This is a genomic window from Nocardia sp. NBC_01377 (assembly GCF_045040005.1).
GTDB lineage: Bacteria > Actinomycetota > Actinomycetes > Mycobacteriales > Mycobacteriaceae > Nocardia > Nocardia noduli.
On the sequence record NZ_CP109566.1, the window covers coordinates 5,704,236 to 5,721,916 of the forward strand.

General features: G+C 64.9%; 17 protein-coding genes and 5 pseudogenes. 15 read left to right on the forward strand and 7 right to left on the reverse strand.

Annotated features, from left to right (window positions below; genetic code table 11):
• The first annotated feature begins 45 nt into the window (after window positions 1-45).
• Window positions 46-638: pseudogene (locus OG225_RS26360) on the forward strand (winged helix-turn-helix domain-containing protein).
• Between the two features lie 376 nt (window positions 639-1,014).
• Here OG225_RS26360 and lysA read toward each other — a convergent pair.
• The 3 genes from lysA to OG225_RS26375 all read right to left on the reverse strand — a co-directional run bounded on the left by lysA (window position 1,015) and on the right by OG225_RS26375 (window position 3,606).
• Window positions 1,015-2,517 (reverse strand): diaminopimelate decarboxylase, encoded by a 1,503-nt coding sequence (lysA, locus tag OG225_RS26365; RefSeq protein WP_405177728.1) that lies wholly within the window; start codon window positions 2,515-2,517, stop codon window positions 1,015-1,017.
• A gap of 661 nt (window positions 2,518-3,178) precedes the next feature.
• Entirely contained in the window at window positions 3,179-3,358 is a 180-nt protein-coding gene (locus tag OG225_RS26370) for a hypothetical protein (RefSeq protein WP_405177729.1), read from the reverse strand.
• 53 nt (window positions 3,359-3,411) lie between these two features.
• Window positions 3,412-3,606 carry a hypothetical protein gene (locus OG225_RS26375; protein WP_405177730.1) on the reverse strand — a complete coding sequence of 65 codons (195 nt, stop codon included), beginning with the start codon at window positions 3,604-3,606 and terminating at the stop codon, window positions 3,412-3,414.
• Between the two features lie 277 nt (window positions 3,607-3,883).
• On the opposite strand from OG225_RS26375, the gene OG225_RS26380 reads away from it, so the two are divergent.
• Window positions 3,884-5,827 (forward strand): potassium transporter Kup, encoded by a 1,944-nt coding sequence (locus OG225_RS26380; RefSeq protein ID WP_405177731.1) that lies wholly within the window; start codon window positions 3,884-3,886, stop codon window positions 5,825-5,827.
• Window positions 5,828-6,016: 189 nt separating this feature from the next.
• On the opposite strand, the pseudogene OG225_RS26385 reads toward OG225_RS26380, so the two are convergent.
• Window positions 6,017-6,151: pseudogene (locus tag OG225_RS26385) on the reverse strand (hypothetical protein); the annotation flags it as partial.
• A gap of 250 nt (window positions 6,152-6,401) precedes the next feature.
• Between OG225_RS26385 and OG225_RS26390 the strand changes: the two are divergent.
• A pseudogene (locus OG225_RS26390) lies at window positions 6,402-6,680 on the forward strand (transposase domain-containing protein); the annotation flags it as partial.
• 134 nt (window positions 6,681-6,814) lie between these two features.
• Here OG225_RS26390 and OG225_RS26395 read toward each other — a convergent pair.
• Entirely contained in the window at window positions 6,815-7,198 is a 384-nt protein-coding gene (locus OG225_RS26395) for a nuclear transport factor 2 family protein (RefSeq protein ID WP_405183375.1), read from the reverse strand.
• A 77-nt stretch (window positions 7,199-7,275) separates the two neighbouring features.
• Between OG225_RS26395 and OG225_RS26400 the strand changes: the two genes are divergently transcribed.
• The 12 genes and pseudogenes from OG225_RS26400 to istB all read left to right on the forward strand — a co-directional run.
• Window positions 7,276-7,965 (forward strand): TetR/AcrR family transcriptional regulator, encoded by a 690-nt coding sequence (locus tag OG225_RS26400; protein ID WP_405177732.1) that lies wholly within the window; start codon window positions 7,276-7,278, stop codon window positions 7,963-7,965.
• A 344-nt stretch (window positions 7,966-8,309) separates the two neighbouring features.
• Window positions 8,310-9,218, forward strand: coding sequence for an FtsK/SpoIIIE domain-containing protein (locus tag OG225_RS26405; RefSeq protein ID WP_405177733.1), 909 nt, complete (start codon window positions 8,310-8,312; stop codon window positions 9,216-9,218).
• Window positions 9,215-9,499, forward strand: a complete 285-nt coding sequence (locus OG225_RS26410; RefSeq protein ID WP_405177734.1) for a hypothetical protein — start codon at window positions 9,215-9,217, stop codon at window positions 9,497-9,499. The genes OG225_RS26405 and OG225_RS26410 overlap by 4 nt, the downstream gene beginning before the upstream one ends.
• A gap of 3 nt (window positions 9,500-9,502) precedes the next feature.
• On the forward strand, window positions 9,503-9,706 hold the full coding sequence (locus OG225_RS26415; protein WP_405177735.1) for a hypothetical protein: 204 nt from the start codon (window positions 9,503-9,505) through the stop codon (window positions 9,704-9,706).
• Window positions 9,703-9,948, forward strand: a complete 246-nt coding sequence (locus OG225_RS26420; protein ID WP_405177736.1) for a hypothetical protein — start codon at window positions 9,703-9,705, stop codon at window positions 9,946-9,948. Before OG225_RS26415 ends, OG225_RS26420 begins: the two co-directional genes overlap by 4 nt.
• Window positions 9,949-9,950: 2 nt before the next feature.
• On the forward strand, window positions 9,951-10,610 hold the full coding sequence (locus OG225_RS26425; protein WP_405177737.1) for a hypothetical protein: 660 nt from the start codon (window positions 9,951-9,953) through the stop codon (window positions 10,608-10,610).
• Window positions 10,607-10,945 (forward strand): hypothetical protein, encoded by a 339-nt coding sequence (locus OG225_RS26430; protein WP_405177738.1) that lies wholly within the window; start codon window positions 10,607-10,609, stop codon window positions 10,943-10,945. The genes OG225_RS26425 and OG225_RS26430 overlap by 4 nt, the downstream gene beginning before the upstream one ends.
• Window positions 10,885-12,315, forward strand: coding sequence for a replication initiator (locus tag OG225_RS26435; protein ID WP_405177739.1), 1,431 nt, complete (start codon window positions 10,885-10,887; stop codon window positions 12,313-12,315). The genes OG225_RS26430 and OG225_RS26435 overlap by 61 nt, the downstream gene beginning before the upstream one ends.
• Window positions 12,316-12,326: 11 nt before the next feature.
• The gene (locus OG225_RS26440) at window positions 12,327-12,545 is read left to right on the forward strand and encodes a helix-turn-helix transcriptional regulator (RefSeq protein WP_405177740.1); all 219 of its coding nucleotides are present in this window, start codon (window positions 12,327-12,329) and stop codon (window positions 12,543-12,545) included.
• A 23-nt stretch (window positions 12,546-12,568) separates the two neighbouring features.
• Window positions 12,569-13,294, forward strand: a complete 726-nt coding sequence (locus tag OG225_RS26445; RefSeq protein WP_405177741.1) for a hypothetical protein — start codon at window positions 12,569-12,571, stop codon at window positions 13,292-13,294.
• A 182-nt stretch (window positions 13,295-13,476) separates the two neighbouring features.
• Window positions 13,477-14,757, forward strand: a pseudogene (istA, locus tag OG225_RS26450) (IS21 family transposase); the annotation flags it as partial.
• 100 nt (window positions 14,758-14,857) lie between these two features.
• Window positions 14,858-15,544, forward strand: a pseudogene (istB, locus tag OG225_RS26455) (IS21-like element helper ATPase IstB); the annotation flags it as partial.
• Window positions 15,545-16,194: 650 nt separating this feature from the next.
• On the opposite strand, the gene OG225_RS26460 reads toward istB, so the two are convergent.
• Both OG225_RS26460 and OG225_RS26465 read right to left on the reverse strand, forming a co-directional pair.
• Window positions 16,195-16,716: a hypothetical protein gene (locus OG225_RS26460; protein ID WP_405177742.1), complete on the reverse strand. Its 522-nt coding sequence runs from the start codon at window positions 16,714-16,716 to the stop codon at window positions 16,195-16,197.
• 60 nt (window positions 16,717-16,776) lie between these two features.
• Window positions 16,777-17,622 (reverse strand): transposase family protein, encoded by an 846-nt coding sequence (locus tag OG225_RS26465; RefSeq protein WP_405177743.1) that lies wholly within the window; start codon window positions 17,620-17,622, stop codon window positions 16,777-16,779.
• Window positions 17,623-17,681 lie beyond the last annotated feature (59 nt).

Consider the following 17,681-nt stretch of genomic DNA (forward strand, 5'->3'; position numbering starts at 1 on the left):
CCGCGACATCGTGCGGGCAATGACCGACACGAGCCGAGCGCGCCGGTGATCAAGGTGCTGGTGGTCGACGACGAGCCGCAGATCCTGCGGGCGCTGCGGATCAATCTGGCGGCGCGCGGATACGAGGTGGTCACTGCCGACACAGGTTCAGCGGCGCTGGTCCTCCGTACCGATGATCGTGTTGTCCGCTCGTACGGATTCGGTGGACAAGGTGGAGGCACTGGACAAAGGTGCCGAACGACTACGTCACCAAACCATTCGGGATGGGCGAACTGCTTGCCCGGCTGCGCGTCGCGGTCCGCCGCGCTGGCCCCGACAGCTACGACGCCGTGGTGGTGGTGGTGGTGGTGACGGCGTCGTTCACTGTCGACCTCACCACCACGCAGGTCACCAAGAACGGGGCGGCAGTGCGGCTGACACCGACCGAGTGGGCGATGCTCGAAATGCTGGTACGCAATCGCGGCAAACTGGTAGGTCGCAAGGAACTACTGCGCGAGGTATGGGGCCCCGCCCATGAGACCGCGACCCACTACCTCCGTGTATATCTGGCCGGTTCGCGACGAAAGTTGGAAGATGTCCCGTCGCAACCCGAACACTTGCTGACCGAACCGGGCATGGGATATCGGTTCGAGGGGTAGCGGTGGTCGAATCGACTCGGTCCGATAGCCGAGCCCATCCGCGTGTTGGTCCCCAACTGTGCTTACCTCTTCATCACCGTCGTCGTGGCCAATTGTCCCGCTGCGATGCTGGCCATCGGGTTCTGGCATTCGATTATCGCCGATCGGGCTGCCGCGCAACCATTTGAAGGTGACGCTCGCCCCGGTGGTCGCGGCGGGTTCCACTGGCACAGCAGTGGATTGCTCGACACCAAATGCACCTCGCCGATCCCGGCGACTGCGGTGATCTCGGAGTATGTCACGTCGCCACACGACCCGGTGAACACCTTCTGCACCGGGGTTTCCTGCACCCAAGAGCTCGCAGCGACGGCAGTGGGGTTCGTCGATGGCGTGGCGATTACAGCCGATGACGGCCGCAACCGTCAGCAGCACCAACCCAATGTTGCCGTCGACCGCGCGTGCATGAGCATCGACGATAGTGACCGTCGTTGTCGCTGGTCGAGTCGATGTCGCGGCGGCGCTCCAGCGTTCCTGATCTGCTGGTTCGGGTGTCCGGTTCGCTCATGGCTTCGCGGCGCAGCAGGTCGTCGATGGTTTCGCGGCGCAGCAGTTCGCGGCATCGACCACCGCCGACCGCGATGATCGGTGGCCTGCCGACGCTGTTGTAGGTGGACGCCAGGCTGTGGTGGTAGGCGCCGGTGCACGGGACTGCCAGAACCTCGCCCGGGCGCAGGTCGACCGGAAGGCGTACGTCGGCGGCGACGATGTCACCCGCTTCGCAGAACCGGCCCGCGACCGTCGCGGTCATCTGAGCACAATCCGGGTGCCGATTCGCCACGACCACGCTGTAGCGCGCACCGTAGAGGGCCACGCGCGCGTTGTCGCCCATACCGCCGTCCACGGTGACATACGTCCGGCCGCCCTCGACATGTTTCACCGACAGCACGCGATACAGGGTCACACCGGCGCGGGCCACGATCGCGCGGCCCGGCTCGAGTGCGATCCTCGGGCGCGGAAACCGATGACGGGCGCACGCGGAGTCGAGCGCGTCCTCGATGACATCGGCGAGTTCGGCGAGATTCATCTCCGCGTCCCCGCCCCGGTAGGCGACCGCGTGTCCACCGCCCAGATCGAGTTCGGTCAGGATGACGTCGTGCTCGCGCCGCACCATCGCCATCTCGGCGATCATCCGCCGCACCGCCTCGCCGTAGTGGTCGGGATCGTGGATCTGCGAGCCGAGATGGCAGTGGAAGCCGATCAGATCCAGTTCGGGCCTGCGCAGCACCCGCTCGACAGCCTCGGTGGCGGCGTCGCTTGCAATCGGGAACCCGAATTTCTGATCCGTGACACCGGTTCTCACCGCGGGATGCCCGTGCACGTCGATTCCGGGCGACAGGCGGATCAGCACCTTCTGCGTACCGTTCACCAGGGCCGAGAGCATGGTGATCTCGGCGAGCGAGTCGAGCACGATCCGCCCGACGCCCGCCCGTACCGCAACCTCGAGTTCGTCGAAGGACTTTCCGTTGCCGTGCAGCACGATCCGTCCCGGCTCGATTCCCGCGGCGAGCGCGATGGCCAGTTCGCCCGCCGAGCACACCTCGACCGAAAGTCCCTCCTGACCGACCCATTTCGCGACGGCACGGATCATCATGGCCTTACCCGCGTAGATGATCTCGGCGTCGGGGAACACCCTGCGGTAGGCGCGGCAGCGTTGTCTGACCTCGTCTTCGTCGATGACATAGGTCGGTGTCGCGTACTGATCGGCGATATCGGCCAGCGCGACCCCGCCCACGGTGACGCGGCCCGCGTCGTCGTAGTGCGTCTCACGCGGCCACACCGCCGAGTCCAGGCGCGAGGGCATTCCCGACCGCAGCGACGGGAAGATTTCGAGCAACGTCACGGTGTCTCCTGATAGCGTCCCCACTGTTCGTCAGGCGGGGTCGATATCAGGCATACGCCGGGTATCGCGGGGGTGGTCCGGCGTTTGCGCATCCCTGACCGGCGGCGAACCGTTCTTGACGGAATATTGACCGCACACGGTCACATTCCAGGGTGAGCCGATGTCGCGGCGAGAAATGCGCGGGGTACGGAACCGACGCAGTCGGCGCAATCCAGCCGATCTACCACATCGCAGTCATCGCGGTCGGCCGTAGCATCCTTTCGTGCCATCTATTCACCCGGTTCGTTCGGTTCGTGGTACGCGCCGGCGTTCTGTGCGGATTCCTGTTCCCACTTCTCGCGCGGTGATCAACTGTGGTGTCCACGATGATCGCCGGCGTCTACCGCAAAAACTTCGAGCACATGCCCGAACTCGAACAGGTCTGGGCTACCCGGCCCGTCCTGGCACCGCATTGTTCGTCGGCCTACGCCGCAACCACTGGCTCTAGCACCACCGCCACGGCCTCTCGGGATTCTCGGCCGCACAAACCGGATGCGAGATCGAGGAGAGCATGCTCTGCCCATGCGCCGCCGATCCGACGGATGTCGGTGCCTCCGGGATGTGCTGATCCGGGAAGTCGAGGTGCCTGCGTCTTGCCTGATTCCTGCGGCAAGCAGCTGGTTCAGGGGTGCAGCCACAGATCCCATCCCAGACACACCACTGCCGCCGCCATTGTGCCGATACCGAGTGCGGCCACGACCTTCCACGGCGCATGCTCATCGATGGCGAAAAACACCGGACCCGACACCATCAGTGCCAGGATCGGACCGGGGAGGCGGTATCGGCGCGCGAACGTTCCCACCGCAGATGTCACCTCCCGACTGACGCTGGGCCTGTCGGCGTTTCGGTCCGGGTTCATTCCCGGTGCCCGGAGATGGTCGCGGTCACGGCGTTAGGGGACGCGATGTCGTGTTCGGGACGCGGTGGGCGATGCGTGCGCCGCGGCGCTCTGGCCAGGCGCGGCGGCGCGCCGGTATTGAGGTAGCGCAGGAGCACGGCCGCCGCGAGGAATGATCCCCACAGCGCGAGAGGTACCACGAGCGATTCCACAGCCGAGATCTACTTTCCAAGAGGACGCGACAACGAGACCAGACAAGACTCGGCTCAACCCCCGCACAAGCAAAGCCACAGCACACAATCTTGGCGATATCCCTACACCTCGGCCCCAGCACAAGCGCCATCGTGTCGGGCATCGTCGATATCGCCCGGCAGGCACATCGCAGAGCGAGCGCCGACGAGACCGGTCGGCCAGCGACGCGTCGCGGCGCGAAATGCGCGCGATCACGGCACGATGTGGTGCGGACCCCGCAGATGAGGAGCACACACCATGGATACCGGTACACAGGTAGATCCCTCGACTCACGCCGGAGGTGGTGGCGGCGGAACGGTCCGCGCGGCTGTCGTGGTGGGCGCGCTGGGAGTGGTGTTCGGCGATATCGGGACCAGCCCGATCTACACCATTCAAACGGTGTTCAACCCCGCCGATCCGCATCCGGTGCCGATCAGTACCGACAATGTCTACGGTGTCGTATCGGTCATCTTCTGGTCGGTGATGATCATCGTCACGCTCACCTACATCTCGCTGGTGATGCGCGTCGACAACGACGGTGAGGGCGGGATCATGGCACTGATCACGCTACTGCGCCGCCTGGGCGGTACTCAACAGCGACGCGCCACTGCCATCTTGGCCGCAGTCGGAATCTTCGGTGCGGCACTATTTTTCGGTGACAGCATGATCACCCCCGCCATCTCGGTGCTCTCGGCGGTCGAGGGTCTGAAGATCGTGTCGACGGGGTTCGAGGATTGGATCATCCCGATCACGGTGGTGATCATCATCGGATTGTTCTCGGTGCAACGCCACGGCACCGCGGCGGTCGGTCGACTATTCGGCCCGGTGATGATTGCCTGGTTCGCCACGATCGGCGCGCTGGGGATCTCCGGTATCGCCCGGCACCCGGAGATTCTGAAGGCATTGTCGCCGACCTATGCGCTGGGGTTCCTGTTCGGGCACTTCGGGATCGCGTTCTTCGCGTTGGCGGCGATCGTGCTCGCGGTCACCGGCGCCGAGGCACTGTATGCCGACATGGGCCATTTCGGACGTAAAGCGATCACGCGGGGCTGGCTCGGCCTGGTCCTACCCGCTTGCGCGTTGAGCTACCTCGGCCAAGGCGCGCTGCTGCTCGGTGACCAGAGCACGGTCAGCAGCCCGTTCTTCCTGCTCGCCCCGGGATGGGCGCGGTTGCCGCTGGTGTTGCTGGCGACCGCGGCGACCGTGATCGCTTCCCAGGCGGTGATCACCGGCGCGTTTTCGGTGGCCTCCCAAGCAGCCCAACTCGGGTACCTACCGCGGCTGCGGATCGCGCACACTTCCGAGTCCACGATCGGACAGATCTACGTCCCGTGGATCAACTGGGTACTCATGGTCTCGGTACTGACCCTGGTCTTCGCGTTCCGGAGTTCAGCGGCTCTGGCGTATGCGTTCGGTATGGCGGTCACCGCGACGATCACCATCGCGACGCTGCTGTACTTCTATGTCGCGCGCGTCAAATGGGCGGCGCCACTGTGGCTGGTCGTACTCGGTGCGGTGGTGTTGCTGTCGGTCGACGCCTTGTTCCTGGCCGCCAACCTCACCAAACTCGTACACGGCGCGTGGCTGCCGTTGCTGATCGGGCTCACCGCGTTCACCATCATGATCACCTGGGCGCGGGGACGCGTCATCGTCACCGCCGCCAGAGAACAGGTCGAAGGACCACTGCGCGCGTTCGTCGACGAACTACAGGACCATCAACCGCCGCTGGTCCGGATCCCCGGCACCGCCGTATTCCTCAATCGAGGCAACGAAACCGCGCCGTTGGCGATGCGCGCCAACGTCGAACACAACCGCGTCTTACACGAACACGTGGTCATCCTCTCGCTCAACACCCTTCCCGTGCCACGCGTGCCCGACACCGAACGCACCGAGATCGACCCCCTCGGCTACGCCGAAGACGGCATCATCCACGTCACCGCCCACTACGGCTACATGGAAACACCCAACGTCCCCGCCGCACTGCGCCTGCTCGACCCCGCACAGACCGAAGGCCCGATCACCGTCGACGACGCCTCCTACTTCCTGTCGAAGATCGAACTGAAGAAGGGCAACGCACCGACCATGGCATCGTGGCGCAAACACTTGTTCATCGCCACCTCCCACATCACCGCCGACGCCGCCGAATACTTCGGCCTACCCGGCGCACGCACCGTCATCATGGGATCACAGGTCGAGGTATAGGTACGTAGTCCACGGCCAAACGGCGGATCCGGGAACTCGAGCAAGAGGTCGCGATCCTGAAAAGGGCTCGTGGGCTGCTCAAAGAACAGGGGGTCGCCCCAAAGGCGATACGCGGCCACAGCCACCATGGCGTCCGAGGGTTTACCGGTGCAGGCCGCGTGCCGACTCCTCGACGTCGCCGAATCGGGCTTCGGCCCGCAGCGGTTCGCGCAGCAGCGGATTGTCCAGCAGATAGATCTGGCCCACCGACAGATAGTTCGCCGCCCGCCAGTACGCGTCGATCAGGTGCAGGTCGTCGGTGTTCAAGGTCGGGTTGTGGGCGATATGGGTGGACCGCACAGCGGGCTCCTCCGAGGACTGAAGTCGATCAGGTGTTCTCCGTTAACGGCAAGGCCGCTCAGTTAGCGGTGTCGGGTCGCTGTCAAGGCAATGTTGTTGCTGGAGTGGTTGTTTCACATATGGAACAGCGGAACTGCTGGTAGAGAGGTCTTGTCCTCCAAGACAAACCTTCGAACCAGGAGCTCCGCTGTTGGACCAGTCTGTCATTTCCCGGCCGCGTGCGGTAGCCGATTCGGTGTTCGGGCCAGGGCATCTGGGCGAGTTGACCCAGATCGTGTCGTTCGACCTGGTCGATGCCGCTTTGGCGGCCACCCGGTCGGTGCAGCGGCGAGTGCGCACGCTCCCGTCACGGGTCGTGGTGTATCTGCTGTTGGCCGGGGCGCTGTTCGAGCAGATCGGTTACCGTCAGGTGTGGGCGCGGCTGGTCAGCGGCCTGGACACTGCGGTGGTCGCGACACCGAGTACCTCGGCGTTGTCCCAAGCGCTGCGCCGCGTCGGCCCGGATGCGCTGCGTGCGTTGTTCGATCTCCTGGCAGGGCCGGCCGCGGGTGCGGTGCTCCATCGATGGCACCTCGATGCAGCGCGGGTCCGATGTACGGCCGACCGCGTAATCGACGCCGATGGCGTCATGAACCGGCCTCCACCTCGCTACCCACCGATCAGTGCGTCATGCCACTGCTTGGTGTCAGTGATCTGGACCAGCGACGCGATCCTGTCGTCCCGGATTGTTAGGTCATGGGCAAACGCTGCTTCGAAACCGTTTCCCGTCGACCGGCAGCTTCCCCGGTATGCGCCGAATACGATGACCCTGTCACGTCCCACATCGACGAACTCTTCGGGATAGGGCGCGGCGTCATAGGCAGCGAAGACAACGCCCCAGACCTTCAACAGTATCGTGTGTGGGTCTGCGACCGGGCCGCCGACTCCCAGCGGCATACCCGAACTCACCCGCGCTGTAAACGACGGATCCAGCAGCCCCGCAAGCGCATGGCCATCGGATTCTGCGAACGCTACGTAGAGCTTCTCTGCCACGTCTCGTGCTGTCATATCGACTCCCACTTTTTTAGAGATGCCTCTCTAAAAAAGAATTAGAGCATAGTCTCTACTTCATGGGAAGACCCCCGCTCCATGACCCAGACGACTTCCTGGACTCCGCGGCGCGACTGTTCGCTGCGAGCGGGGCGCGCGCGGTAACGATGGCCGCCGTTGCGCGTTCGATCGGAGCACCCAGCGGCTCGATCTATCACCGCTTCCCGGACCGTCCCGCTCTGCTCGCTGCCCTGTGGCTGCGTTCGAGCCGTAAATTCCTCGAGGAATACTTGCGCGTCGTAGGTGTCACGCCCGAGCTTGACGACGCGGTTGCCGCGTCGGCCTGGATTGTTGACTGGTGTCGCGACAACCTCGCCGAGGCGACCGTGCTTCAGTCAGGCACTCGTACGTTCGAACCAGACGAGTGGCCGGAGTCAGCCCGAATCAAGCTGGCCGAGCACGACATGGCACAGAAGCAGGCACTGCGAGCCCTTGTCCAAGCACTCGCCACACGGACCGGCCTCACCCGTGACCGCATCACCTTCGCCCTCATCGACATGCCACTAGCCGTTGTCCGCCCCTACCTCCACCAGGGCAAACCACCACCGACGCGAGCGACCGAATTGGCCCGAGACCTCGCCCGAACCCTTCTCACCACAGCAGAACCAGGAATGTGTCCTGACCACGTAGCCGCACAGCGACTCGCAAATGCCCAGTCGCCACCAGAATCTCGTCCGCATGAGCCTGCAAATCAAAGTCCACCTCGGTGATTGGCTCCGGACCGACGCCGGTCGAGGCTCACCGCTTGGCTCCCCATGTCGCAGTGTGTCGCGACCATGTTCGCGACACTCCTACCAGGAAAAACGATAATCGTGGTTCCCGCGAGGGCACTAGTCACCGCCTCGATGACGATGACGACAAACTCGTGGTCATCCCGGCCGGTACCGCACCGCCCGGTGATGACGCCATCGCGGCGGCCGTCGAGTTCCAGGAGATCCCGGGCCGGTACCGCATCCTGCGATGAAGTGATCAGCCCCGTTATGCACCGGCCCTTTTCGGGTGCCGCCGCGCGGGCCGCGCGGCCAGGCCCAGGGCGGAGGCTGTCCTGGCGGGTGTGTTCGAGGACGGCGACGACTGGCGGGTACCGGTGCAGGGCCGACACGTCCTGATCGCGGGCGGGATGGGCTCGGGCAAGTCCGGCGTCCTGTGGTCACTGGTCAACGGCATGGGTCCGGCCATCGCGTCGGGACGTGTCGAGCTGCGGGTGATCGACCCCAAGGGCGGACATGAACTGTGGGACCTCGAAGGGCTGTGCACTCATTTCTCGTGCACGACCGGCGAGGAAATGGTCACCCAGATCGAGGAAACCGTCATCGACATGGAGAAGGCCACGCAACGCTATCGCGTTGTCCGCAAACCGGTTCCGACGCCGGAGAACCCGTTGGTGGTCACGATCATCGATGAGGCGGCGACGTTGTCGGCGTTCTCCGAACCGAAGTTGCAAGCCCGGTTCGAACGCGCACACGGCAAACTCCTGTCCCAAGGGCGTGCCCCGCTGTTCTCGGTGATCGAAACCGTGATCGACCCGTCGAAAGAGAATGTGCCGCAACGGCAATTACTGCCGTACCGGATCGGCATGCGCATGGACGAAGTGACCCAGGTCGCGATGATCCACGGTGAGGGCGCACGTGAGCGCGGCTCACACTGCGATGAGATCCCGCACACCACTCCGGGTGTCTGCTACGTCAAGGAGGACGGCAAGGCAGGGTTCCGACGGGCTCGCGCGTTCCTGGTCACCGATGACGATGTGGACCGCATCGTCGTCACCTACAAGCCGGTGTCACCTCCGATCGACCGGTCAGCGCCGCAACACCGCGACTCCGAGACCCCGGTTCCGGTTCCGGTTCCCGCTGCTGTGACTGTCCCGAATGATCCCTACCCGCTCGAAGGTGTCGATGCGCGCGAGCTGCTGGGCGACGACGACATTCCCGGCGACGGCGAGACAGGGCCGGTGGCGGCATGAAACGACAATTCGTCACCGAAACCCATGTGGCGGTCTACTGCGATGTCTGCGGGATCTGCTACGGCCAAGACGACTTCAACGGTCGGGCTCCCGGAGTGGTCGTCTCGATCGACGCTCAGGGTATCGCCGTTGTCTTCGACTCCATCGCCCGCGCTGTCGACCACATCAACGCTCATCCCGAACAGGGCTGGTTCTACGACGGCGACCGCGTTCTCTGCGATGGCTGCCAAAGAATCGAACGCCATGACCGCGACCTCACCGACCTTCACACCAAGGACTGAATCATGCTCAACACCAACAACACTCGCAAGACCGGCAAGCCCGTGACCGGCTACTCGGACAGCGTGATCGACCTGGCTTCTCGTCGTCGCGGACTGCTCGAACGCCGTGGCGCGGACCCGCTGGAAGTCGCGGTGCATGTGTGCCTCGAGACGGGCGCGTTCGCGGCGTGGGGCATCGACTACGACGACGGCGGGTGGGCGGCATGAGTACCCGCAAGGCCGTGGAATGGGGCGTGCTGATCGGCGAGACAGTGCGCCCGCTTCCCAAGGCTCAGAACGTGACTCAAGCCCGGCTGATGGCCGCCAAGCCCGGCAATCGCGGTAGGCGCGGACACGCCCCGGTGGTGGTGTTCCGTGACAGCGCGCGCGACATGTGGAAGCGCTATCAGGACCAGGCACCCGTACCTACCCAGTTCGACCTATTCGACCTGTTCGAGCAAGAGGCATGACCATGACCACGAAACACATCAAGACCGCGAAAACCTATCTCGGACAACCCGAACCGTCTGATGCGTTCACAGACGCCGTGATCGGAATCGTCTGGTTCGCGGTCAAGGCGGTGGCTCGGTCGCTGTGGTGGGCGCTGCTGTTCCCGATGCTGTCGATCCCGACCGGCGCGGCTGTCGCGGCATGGCTGCTGGTCGGTTGGCCCGCCGCTGTCGCGGTCGTCGGCGTGGGCCTGGCGCTGCTGCTCGGTTGGCGGTGGGCTTCCCCGGCCAGTTTCACCCGCTGGGTCACCGACCGGGTACGGCAACGGTTGCTGGCCTGGTTGCGGTACCGGCGTCGCTGGGTCGCGATGAGCGCGGCATGTGGCTTGCAGGTCACCTACGGCCACAACACCGCCACTCCTCGCTTGGTCTCGATACGAGTCGGGCAGTTCACCGACCGGGTGACGGTGCGGATGCTGCCCGGTCAATGCCCCGACGACTACACCGGACGCACCACCCACCTCGCACACGCCTTCGGTGTCCTGGAATGCCATGCTCTCGTCGTCGGACCTTCAACGATGGAACTCGCTTTCCGGCACCACGATTCACTCGCAGCGGCCGTTGCCGTGTCCACGACGCGGGTGGAGTGGCTGTGGGACCGCAAGAACGGAGAACCGGCATGAGCGACCTCGTGAACCTCGACACCGACACCGAGACAGCACCGGTCCGTCAGACAGCGGCCCATCGTCGCGCACTCCCGGACTTCACCGACATCGCGGCGGCGGCGGCCGAAGAGTTCGGGGTGTGCGTACGCCCGATCACGATGGCCTCGGTCGACCCGATCACCGGCAAGACCGAATACGTCGGCTCCCCGTGCAAGGCCACCATCGCCAGCGTGTGCAAACCGCGGACAAGGCACGGTGGCTGCGCATCACTCAGGGCCGCGAGGGCTGGCACGTGGAATCCGAACCGGTCGATCTGGTCCGCACACCCTCGAAACGGCAAACCGAGCTGCTGACCGCCCGCGCTGACCTGGTCACCGAATACCGGAGCGCACGCAGCGACGGTGACGACGAAATGGCCGATGCGTTCGCGGCCCTGGTGGGCGAAATGGACACCGAACTCCGCGATTCCGGGATACGGGGCCGTCTGCCCGCGTTGGACCCGAAACCGTCCAAACGGCGTGCTCGCTCGACTCGTCGCCGTCAGGACGTGCCGAACCTGCCGCGTCAGAAGGTCACCAAGAAGACCATCGGCAAGATCTTCGGCGGCAAGCATCGCCCCTCGATGATGGTCACGTTGACCATGCCTTCCTACGGCTCGATGAACCAGGACGGCGGCATCGACAAGAAGGGCAAGGTCTGCGGTGACGGCTCCCCGCACGACCCCGACACCTACGACTACACCAGCGCCGCACGCGGCATCGTGTTCTTCGCCGCGCTGATCGACCGGTGGATCCAGAACCTTCGCCGCTGCCTCGGCTACGACATCCAGTACTTCGCGACCGTGGAACCGCAACGGCGCGGTGCACCCCACATCCATATCCTGCTGCGTTCGGCCATCTCGCGTGACACGTTGAAGCTGGTCACCGCGGCGACCTACCACCAGGTGTGGTGGCCGCACTTCGACCCGGAAAACGAGGTCTACTCCGGCGACAAAGTACCCGTGTGGGACTGGCAGACAATGACCTTCGTCGACCCCGACAGCGGTCAGCCGCTCACCGGGTGGGATGAGGCACTCGACATCCTCGATACCGTCGATGACCTGCAACCGGCCTACACCGTGCGTTTCGGGGAGCGCATGGACCCCGGCCACATCAAGGGCCACATCCCCGGCAACAAAGCCGATGCCGCGATCGGCTACGTCACCAAATACCTGACCAAAGCAGTATCGGAAGTCCTCGAAACCGACTCGGTCCGTACCGCGATCCACTACGACCGCCTACACGCCGAACTCCAACACACCCCGTGCTCACCGAAGTGCCCGGTGTGGCTGCGCTACGGCATCGTCCCCAAGGGCGCCAGCGACAAGGCCGTAGCAGGCAAGTGCAAGGGCAAAGCTCACCGTCGGGACACGCTCGGGCTCCCCGGACGTCGGGTGCTGGTGTCGCGTCGCTGGTCCGGTGAGACGCTCCCGGATCACAAGGCGGACCGTATCGAGTTCGTTCGGCAACTGCTGGCCTCGGTCGGCATCGTCAAACCCGACACCTCGCATCTGATCGTGCGACCGGTCCAACCCGGCGACCAGAACGCACCACCGCGTGATCACCTGATCCTGTCGACCATCGCCCAACGCAAAGCCTGGCGAGCCGAGTACGACAAAGCACTCCTGGCGGCGGGACCTCAAGCGTGGAAGGAACATTCGGCAATCAAGCAGTCAGCACCATAGGAGGGGCGGTCATGGATACACGGTTGGTCGACGGCAAGTTGTACTCGACGGCGGAACTGGCGCTGTTGCTCGGTATCGATCCGTCGAGCCTGCGGCGGTGGCGTACGGCGAATCCCCCGTGCGGGCCTGCGTTCGTGCGGGTCTCTCCGCGGGTGGTCAAATACGCGGCCGAGGACATCGAGGTATGGCTCCAAAGCGCACGCACCGATCCTCTCGCGGCGGTGGCGTGATGCCCGGACGTATCAATATGCCTGTGGGCGTTCGCCTTTCCTCGAACATCGAGGAACGGCCCGACTACGGGCGGCGTCCGTTCAAAGCGCGTGTGCGGTGGACCGAGCCGGGTACGAAGAAGCGACCTTCGGTGTCGGAGCCGTTCGAGACTCGCGAGGAGGCCGAGCAATGGATCGCGCGACTGGAACGCCAAGCCGCGCAGGGGATCGACCCGAAAACGGCGACGATGCGCCTAGCCGAATACGGCGAAGCGAACATGGATCTCGCGCTGCGCGGTCTGGAAAAGAAGACCACCGACCCCTACCTGACGGGCTGGCGCAAACGAGTGGTGCCGACCCTGGGGCATCTGCCGGTGGCGATGCTGACCAATGGCGCGGTGGATCGGGCGGTGGTCGGCTGGATCAGCGACGGGGCAGGTAAATCGACGGTCAAGAACACCCTCGCGGTGCTGGTGCGGGTGATGGAACAGGCGGTACGCGACGACCTTCGACAGTCGAACCCGGCGCGGGTGCGTGGCTGGCAGAAGCTGTATCAGCAGATCGAAGACGAACTCGATGATCCGCGTTCGCTGGCGCTGTCGGACTATTCGGCGTTGCTCACCCTGGCTGATGCGTTGGTGAATCGTTCAGCAGATCAGTATCGGGGCTGGGGTGATGTGGTGATCTTCGCCGCCTGCACCGCGTCTCGGATCGGTGAGGTATCCGGCTGCCGGGTCGGTTGTCAGCGGTCAAGTAATTCCCCCAGGTGAGGGGTAGTTCCGTCACGGAATTCCCCCACTTCCCCGTCACGGTATTCCTCCACCCGGCCGTCACGTAATTCCTCCACCCGGCGGTGTGTCGCCGGTCGGCGTGTCTCGCACACATGTTCGCTCGTTCTCGACAGTCCACGGCTGGTGAGGAGGAACGACACAGATGGCGAGGAGAAGTTTCATGGCTCGGCCACAAGGTCACCGTCGCCACGATCGCGCAGCGCCTGCGTGACGACCACGGCCTGGACGTGTCGGAATCCTCTGTCCGCCGGTGGATCACGGCCAACCTCGCCGACGAGGCGGCGCGCGCGAGGGTGACCGTGCCCCGCCCGCCGGTCGCGCCGGGCAGCGAAGCCCAGATCGACTACGGCAAACTCGGCACCTGGTTCGATCCCGTCGCGGGCCGGCGGGTCACGGTCCAAGGGTTCGTGATGGTGCTGTCGTGCTCGCGCATGTTGTTCGTGCAACCGGTGACCTCGATGGACCAATCATCGTGGTGTGCTTCCCATGTCGCGGCGTTCGAGTTCTTCGGCGGGGTTCCCGCCCGCCTGGTGATCGACAACCTCCGCACCGGTGTCGACAAGCCCGACCTCTACGACCCGCGTCTGAACCGCTCCTACGCCGAACTCGCCCACCACTACGGGACGCTGGTCGACCCGGCACGAGTCCGCAAACCGAAGGACAAGCCACGCGTCGAACGGATCATCCAATACGTTCGCGACTCCTTCTGGCAGGGGCGAGAATTCACCGGTCTCGCCCAGATGCAGGACGACGCCGCCGGCTGGAGCACCGACGTCGCCGGGCTGCGGCACTCCCGGGCCCTCGACGGCGCCCAGCCGCTGCGGGTATTCGAAGCGATCGAACGCGACGCCCTGCTGCCGCTACCGGCCACGCCGTTCGTGTCGACCCGCTGGTCGACCGGGAAGGTCGGTCTCGACACCCACGTCGAGGTCGGCAAAGCCCTGTATTCGGTGCCGTGGCGGTTGATCGGGCAGACCCTGCACGCCCGCGTCTGCGGGGATGTCGTGCAGATCTTCCGGGACCAGCACGTCGTGGCCACTCATGTCCTGCGGCTGTCGGGTCGGGCGACCAACCCCGACCATTATCCGCCGGAGAAGATCGCGTTCCATCTGCAAGGCCCGACCTGGTGCCGCAAGATCGCCGTCGAGGTCGGCCCGGCCTGCGAGTTGTCGATCGACGACCTGTTGTCTCCCAACGCGATCTACCACCTGCGCGCCGCTCAGGGAGTGCTCGGATCGCGCCGCGAACACGGCGTCGACCGGCTCGAAGCCGCATGCGCTCGCGCGATCGAGGTCGCTGACCCCACCTACCGAACCGTCAAGGGCATCCTCGCCGTCGGCGCCGAAACCGACGACGCCCCGGCGGCCGGCGATGCCTGCGCGGTCCCGGCGTTCCTTCGCGGCCCCGGCCAGTTCGACGCCGACTGGACCCCACACGCCTGATCCATCCAGTTCTCCACTTCAGCAAGGAAATACAACTTTCATATCCAACATCAGTGACCCCGGCCTGCGTGAGGTCCTACGCGCGCTGAAACTCACCGGCATGCTCGACACCCTCGACGCGCGGCCGGCCCAGACCCGCGACGGGAAACTCGGGCACCTGGAATTCCTGCAAACCCTCTGCGAGGACGAGATCGCCCGCCGCGAAACCAACGCTCTCACAAGGGGATTGAGGCGAGCGAAGTTCGAGGAGCAAGCCACGCTCGAGGACTTCGACTTCGCGGCGAACCCGAAACTCCCCGCGGCGATGATCCGCGACCTCGCGGCCCTGCGCTGGCTCGACTCGGGTGAATCGGTGATCCTCTACGGGCCGGTCGGGGTCGGGAAAACCCATGTCGCGCAAGCACTCGGCCACGCGGTCGCCCGCCGCGGCGGTGACGTCCGCTTCGCGAAAACCTCACGAGTGCTGGCAGATCTGGCCGGTGGTCACGCGGATCGGTCCTGGGGCAAGAGGATTCGTGAATACACGCGCCCGCACGTGTTGATCCTCGACGACTTCGCGATGCGCGAGCATACCGCCCTGCACGCCGACGACCTCTACGAGCTGATCAGCGAACGCGCGTTGTCGGGGCGCCCGTTGATCTTGACGAGCAACCGGGCCCCGAAGGACTGGTACGGGCTGTTCCCGAACCCGGTCGTCGCCGAGAGCCTGCTGGACCGGTTGATCAACACCAGCCATCAGGTGCTGATGGACGGGCCCTCGTTCCGGCCGCGCAAACGCCCGGGCCGCCCCGTCGGCAGACGCGGGAATCGGGCTCGCTACGCTCGCGGAGAGGCACGTCCGCTGGAGGAATTCCGTGACGGCAGCCTGGAGGAATTAGCTGACGGTCCACATTCTCGCTCGGCCGCAGCGGCCGCGGCGGCGCGGAGGCCCTGGGCGCGGTCGGCAGCTTCGGTCAGGCACGAGTTGGCTTCGCGGCTGGCCAAGCTCAGCTGGTAGCGCCGCTCGCCGGCGGGCACGGTGGTGCGCGACCGCTGGTCGAGTTCCTGACATAGCCGCCGCAACTGCTCGAGGTCTGGGGCGTGACCGAGTTTGCGAGCGGTGGCGGTGAGTACGGCGTAACGCTTTTCCAGGCTGAGCATCAGTCCCCCTCGTTCTCCAGCATGATCGGTTTCGCAGTCCACGCTAGGCGGAGTCGGTTGCGCACGAACAGGTCTGACAGTCGGATTTGTCGAATTCGGTGTCCTCAGTGGGGCGTTCTCCGGGGGCGGTGACCAGCGGGCGCAGCGTCTGGTCCAAGCCCGTTGCGGCAGAAGTTCAACCGTTGGAATCCGATTCGCCCGAGGTAGGTGATCGGTCCGAAGAACTGGATCCGAACCCGGCATACAGCAGGCCTGAGGTTGCCTATCACGATCGACGGGCGAAGTCGGACAGCCGGTTCAGGCACCAGCGTAGACGAAGCACTCCGGAGGAAGATCTGGATTTTCCCTCGTGGTAACAACGAACGACGATATTGTCGGACCCAAGATTCCTTCGATCACTTCACCGCCCCGGTTGCGCAGCGGTATTTTCGAATACAAGTTGGAGATCTCGACGCCCTTCGGAATGAACACGCAGTAGCCGTCGTTTCTGGGCATGCCGACAGAATTCCAGATGATGAGGTTCACGGGCTCCTGACCGCCTCCGGTCGTGCTCAGCGAGACGATTCGGTTGTCCCAATTGCCCTCGCAGAACCAGCAACTCAGGCCTTCCCTGCTCAGATCGGCGACATCCTGCTGCTGCCCTCCCGGGACATCGAAACTGACATCTTTGTCCAGCTTGTGACCTTGAAAATTCGGCTCGTCCCAAAACTGCGCCCGCGGGGTTCCCGACGCCGTCGCAGTCGCGGGCGCCACCAAAACTGTCGCGACGACCGCCAGAACGCAAGCCAGAATGCTGGTTCCCCACGCACGAGCCGTCATAACCGCACCCCTCTATTGTCTGCCCATCAATGAGCCTTTCCGAGTAGCGGCGTGTCACGGTCAGACGCTGCGGCCGTGTTGAAGATGCAGCAACACCAGCGCGGCTGCGGCGATGGCACCGATCCGGCACGGGCACAAGCTGACTCGACGCAATGCCTTGAACCATTTGAGCAGTGCGTTACCGCGCTCACCGACCGCGCGAACCTGGTTGTGGGCCTTGTTCGCCGTTTTCTGTTCGTCGGTCAGCTGCCCGCCCTTGGGCTTCTTGACCGCGACCGTGATCGTTGTGGCCTCGCCCAAGTATCCGAGATCGCCCAGCACGGGCAGGTTTTCACCGGTCCAGTCCGTGAGCGCGGGCAGCATCTCGGGGTGGGCGCGCAGCGCGGTGACATCGTGCTCACGTCCCGGACGAACCTCGGAGGTCCACATCGGCCACCCGTCCGGGGCGGTAACGACCTGGATGTTCCCGCCGTGGCGGCCGTGTTTTCCCGACCACCAGAGGTCGACTTTGACCCGGCGTGGCACCGAGGTGGCTTTGGCGGTGGTGGGGCCGGCTTGGCCGACCCGGTCGGTGTGGATGAGCGTACCGTCCACGCTGATGTGCTGGTGCCCAGCGACTTTCGCGGCCAGCAGCACGTTGTGCAAGGCCGGGGCCCGGGCGGCGAGAGTATCGATCACCTCGTGGAGGCTGTCGTAGGCGGTGGTGCGGCCGATCGCGTTGTCCAGGGCGAGCTGCTCGACACGGGTGCCGTCGGTGAACCACCGCAACCCCAGCACTGCCTGTTCGAGGCAGGTCAACGCCCTCCAGCGGGTCCCCAAGGCCTGGCGGCGCGCGGCCAGCAAGCCCGCGACGTGGGCGACGGTGGACTCGGGCAACGGCAGGATGGCGATGTATGCGACACTCATGACGCGCGGAACCTCTGTGAAGTTGATCTTTAGTCGGACCTCCTTCATACGCCAGAGGT

Excerpts from the sequence above, each read along its gene's own strand:
- OG225_RS26380 (WP_405177731.1), top strand. The coding sequence starts at position 3,884 with ATGGATACCGGTACACAGGTAGATCCCTCGACTCACGCCGGAGGTGGT.
- OG225_RS26400 (WP_405177732.1), top strand. The coding sequence starts at position 7,276 with ATGGGAAGACCCCCGCTCCATGACCCAGACGACTTCCTGGACTCCGCG.
- OG225_RS26410 (WP_405177734.1), top strand. The coding sequence starts at position 9,215 with ATGAAACGACAATTCGTCACCGAAACCCATGTGGCGGTCTACTGCGAT.
- OG225_RS26415 (WP_405177735.1), top strand. The coding sequence starts at position 9,503 with ATGCTCAACACCAACAACACTCGCAAGACCGGCAAGCCCGTGACCGGC.
- OG225_RS26420 (WP_405177736.1), top strand. The coding sequence starts at position 9,703 with ATGAGTACCCGCAAGGCCGTGGAATGGGGCGTGCTGATCGGCGAGACA.
- OG225_RS26425 (WP_405177737.1), top strand. The coding sequence starts at position 9,951 with ATGACCACGAAACACATCAAGACCGCGAAAACCTATCTCGGACAACCC.
- OG225_RS26430 (WP_405177738.1), top strand. The coding sequence starts at position 10,607 with ATGAGCGACCTCGTGAACCTCGACACCGACACCGAGACAGCACCGGTC.
- OG225_RS26440 (WP_405177740.1), top strand. The coding sequence starts at position 12,327 with ATGGATACACGGTTGGTCGACGGCAAGTTGTACTCGACGGCGGAACTG.
- OG225_RS26460 (WP_405177742.1), bottom strand. The coding sequence starts at position 16,716 with ATGACGGCTCGTGCGTGGGGAACCAGCATTCTGGCTTGCGTTCTGGCG.
- OG225_RS26465 (WP_405177743.1), bottom strand. The coding sequence starts at position 17,622 with ATGAGTGTCGCATACATCGCCATCCTGCCGTTGCCCGAGTCCACCGTC.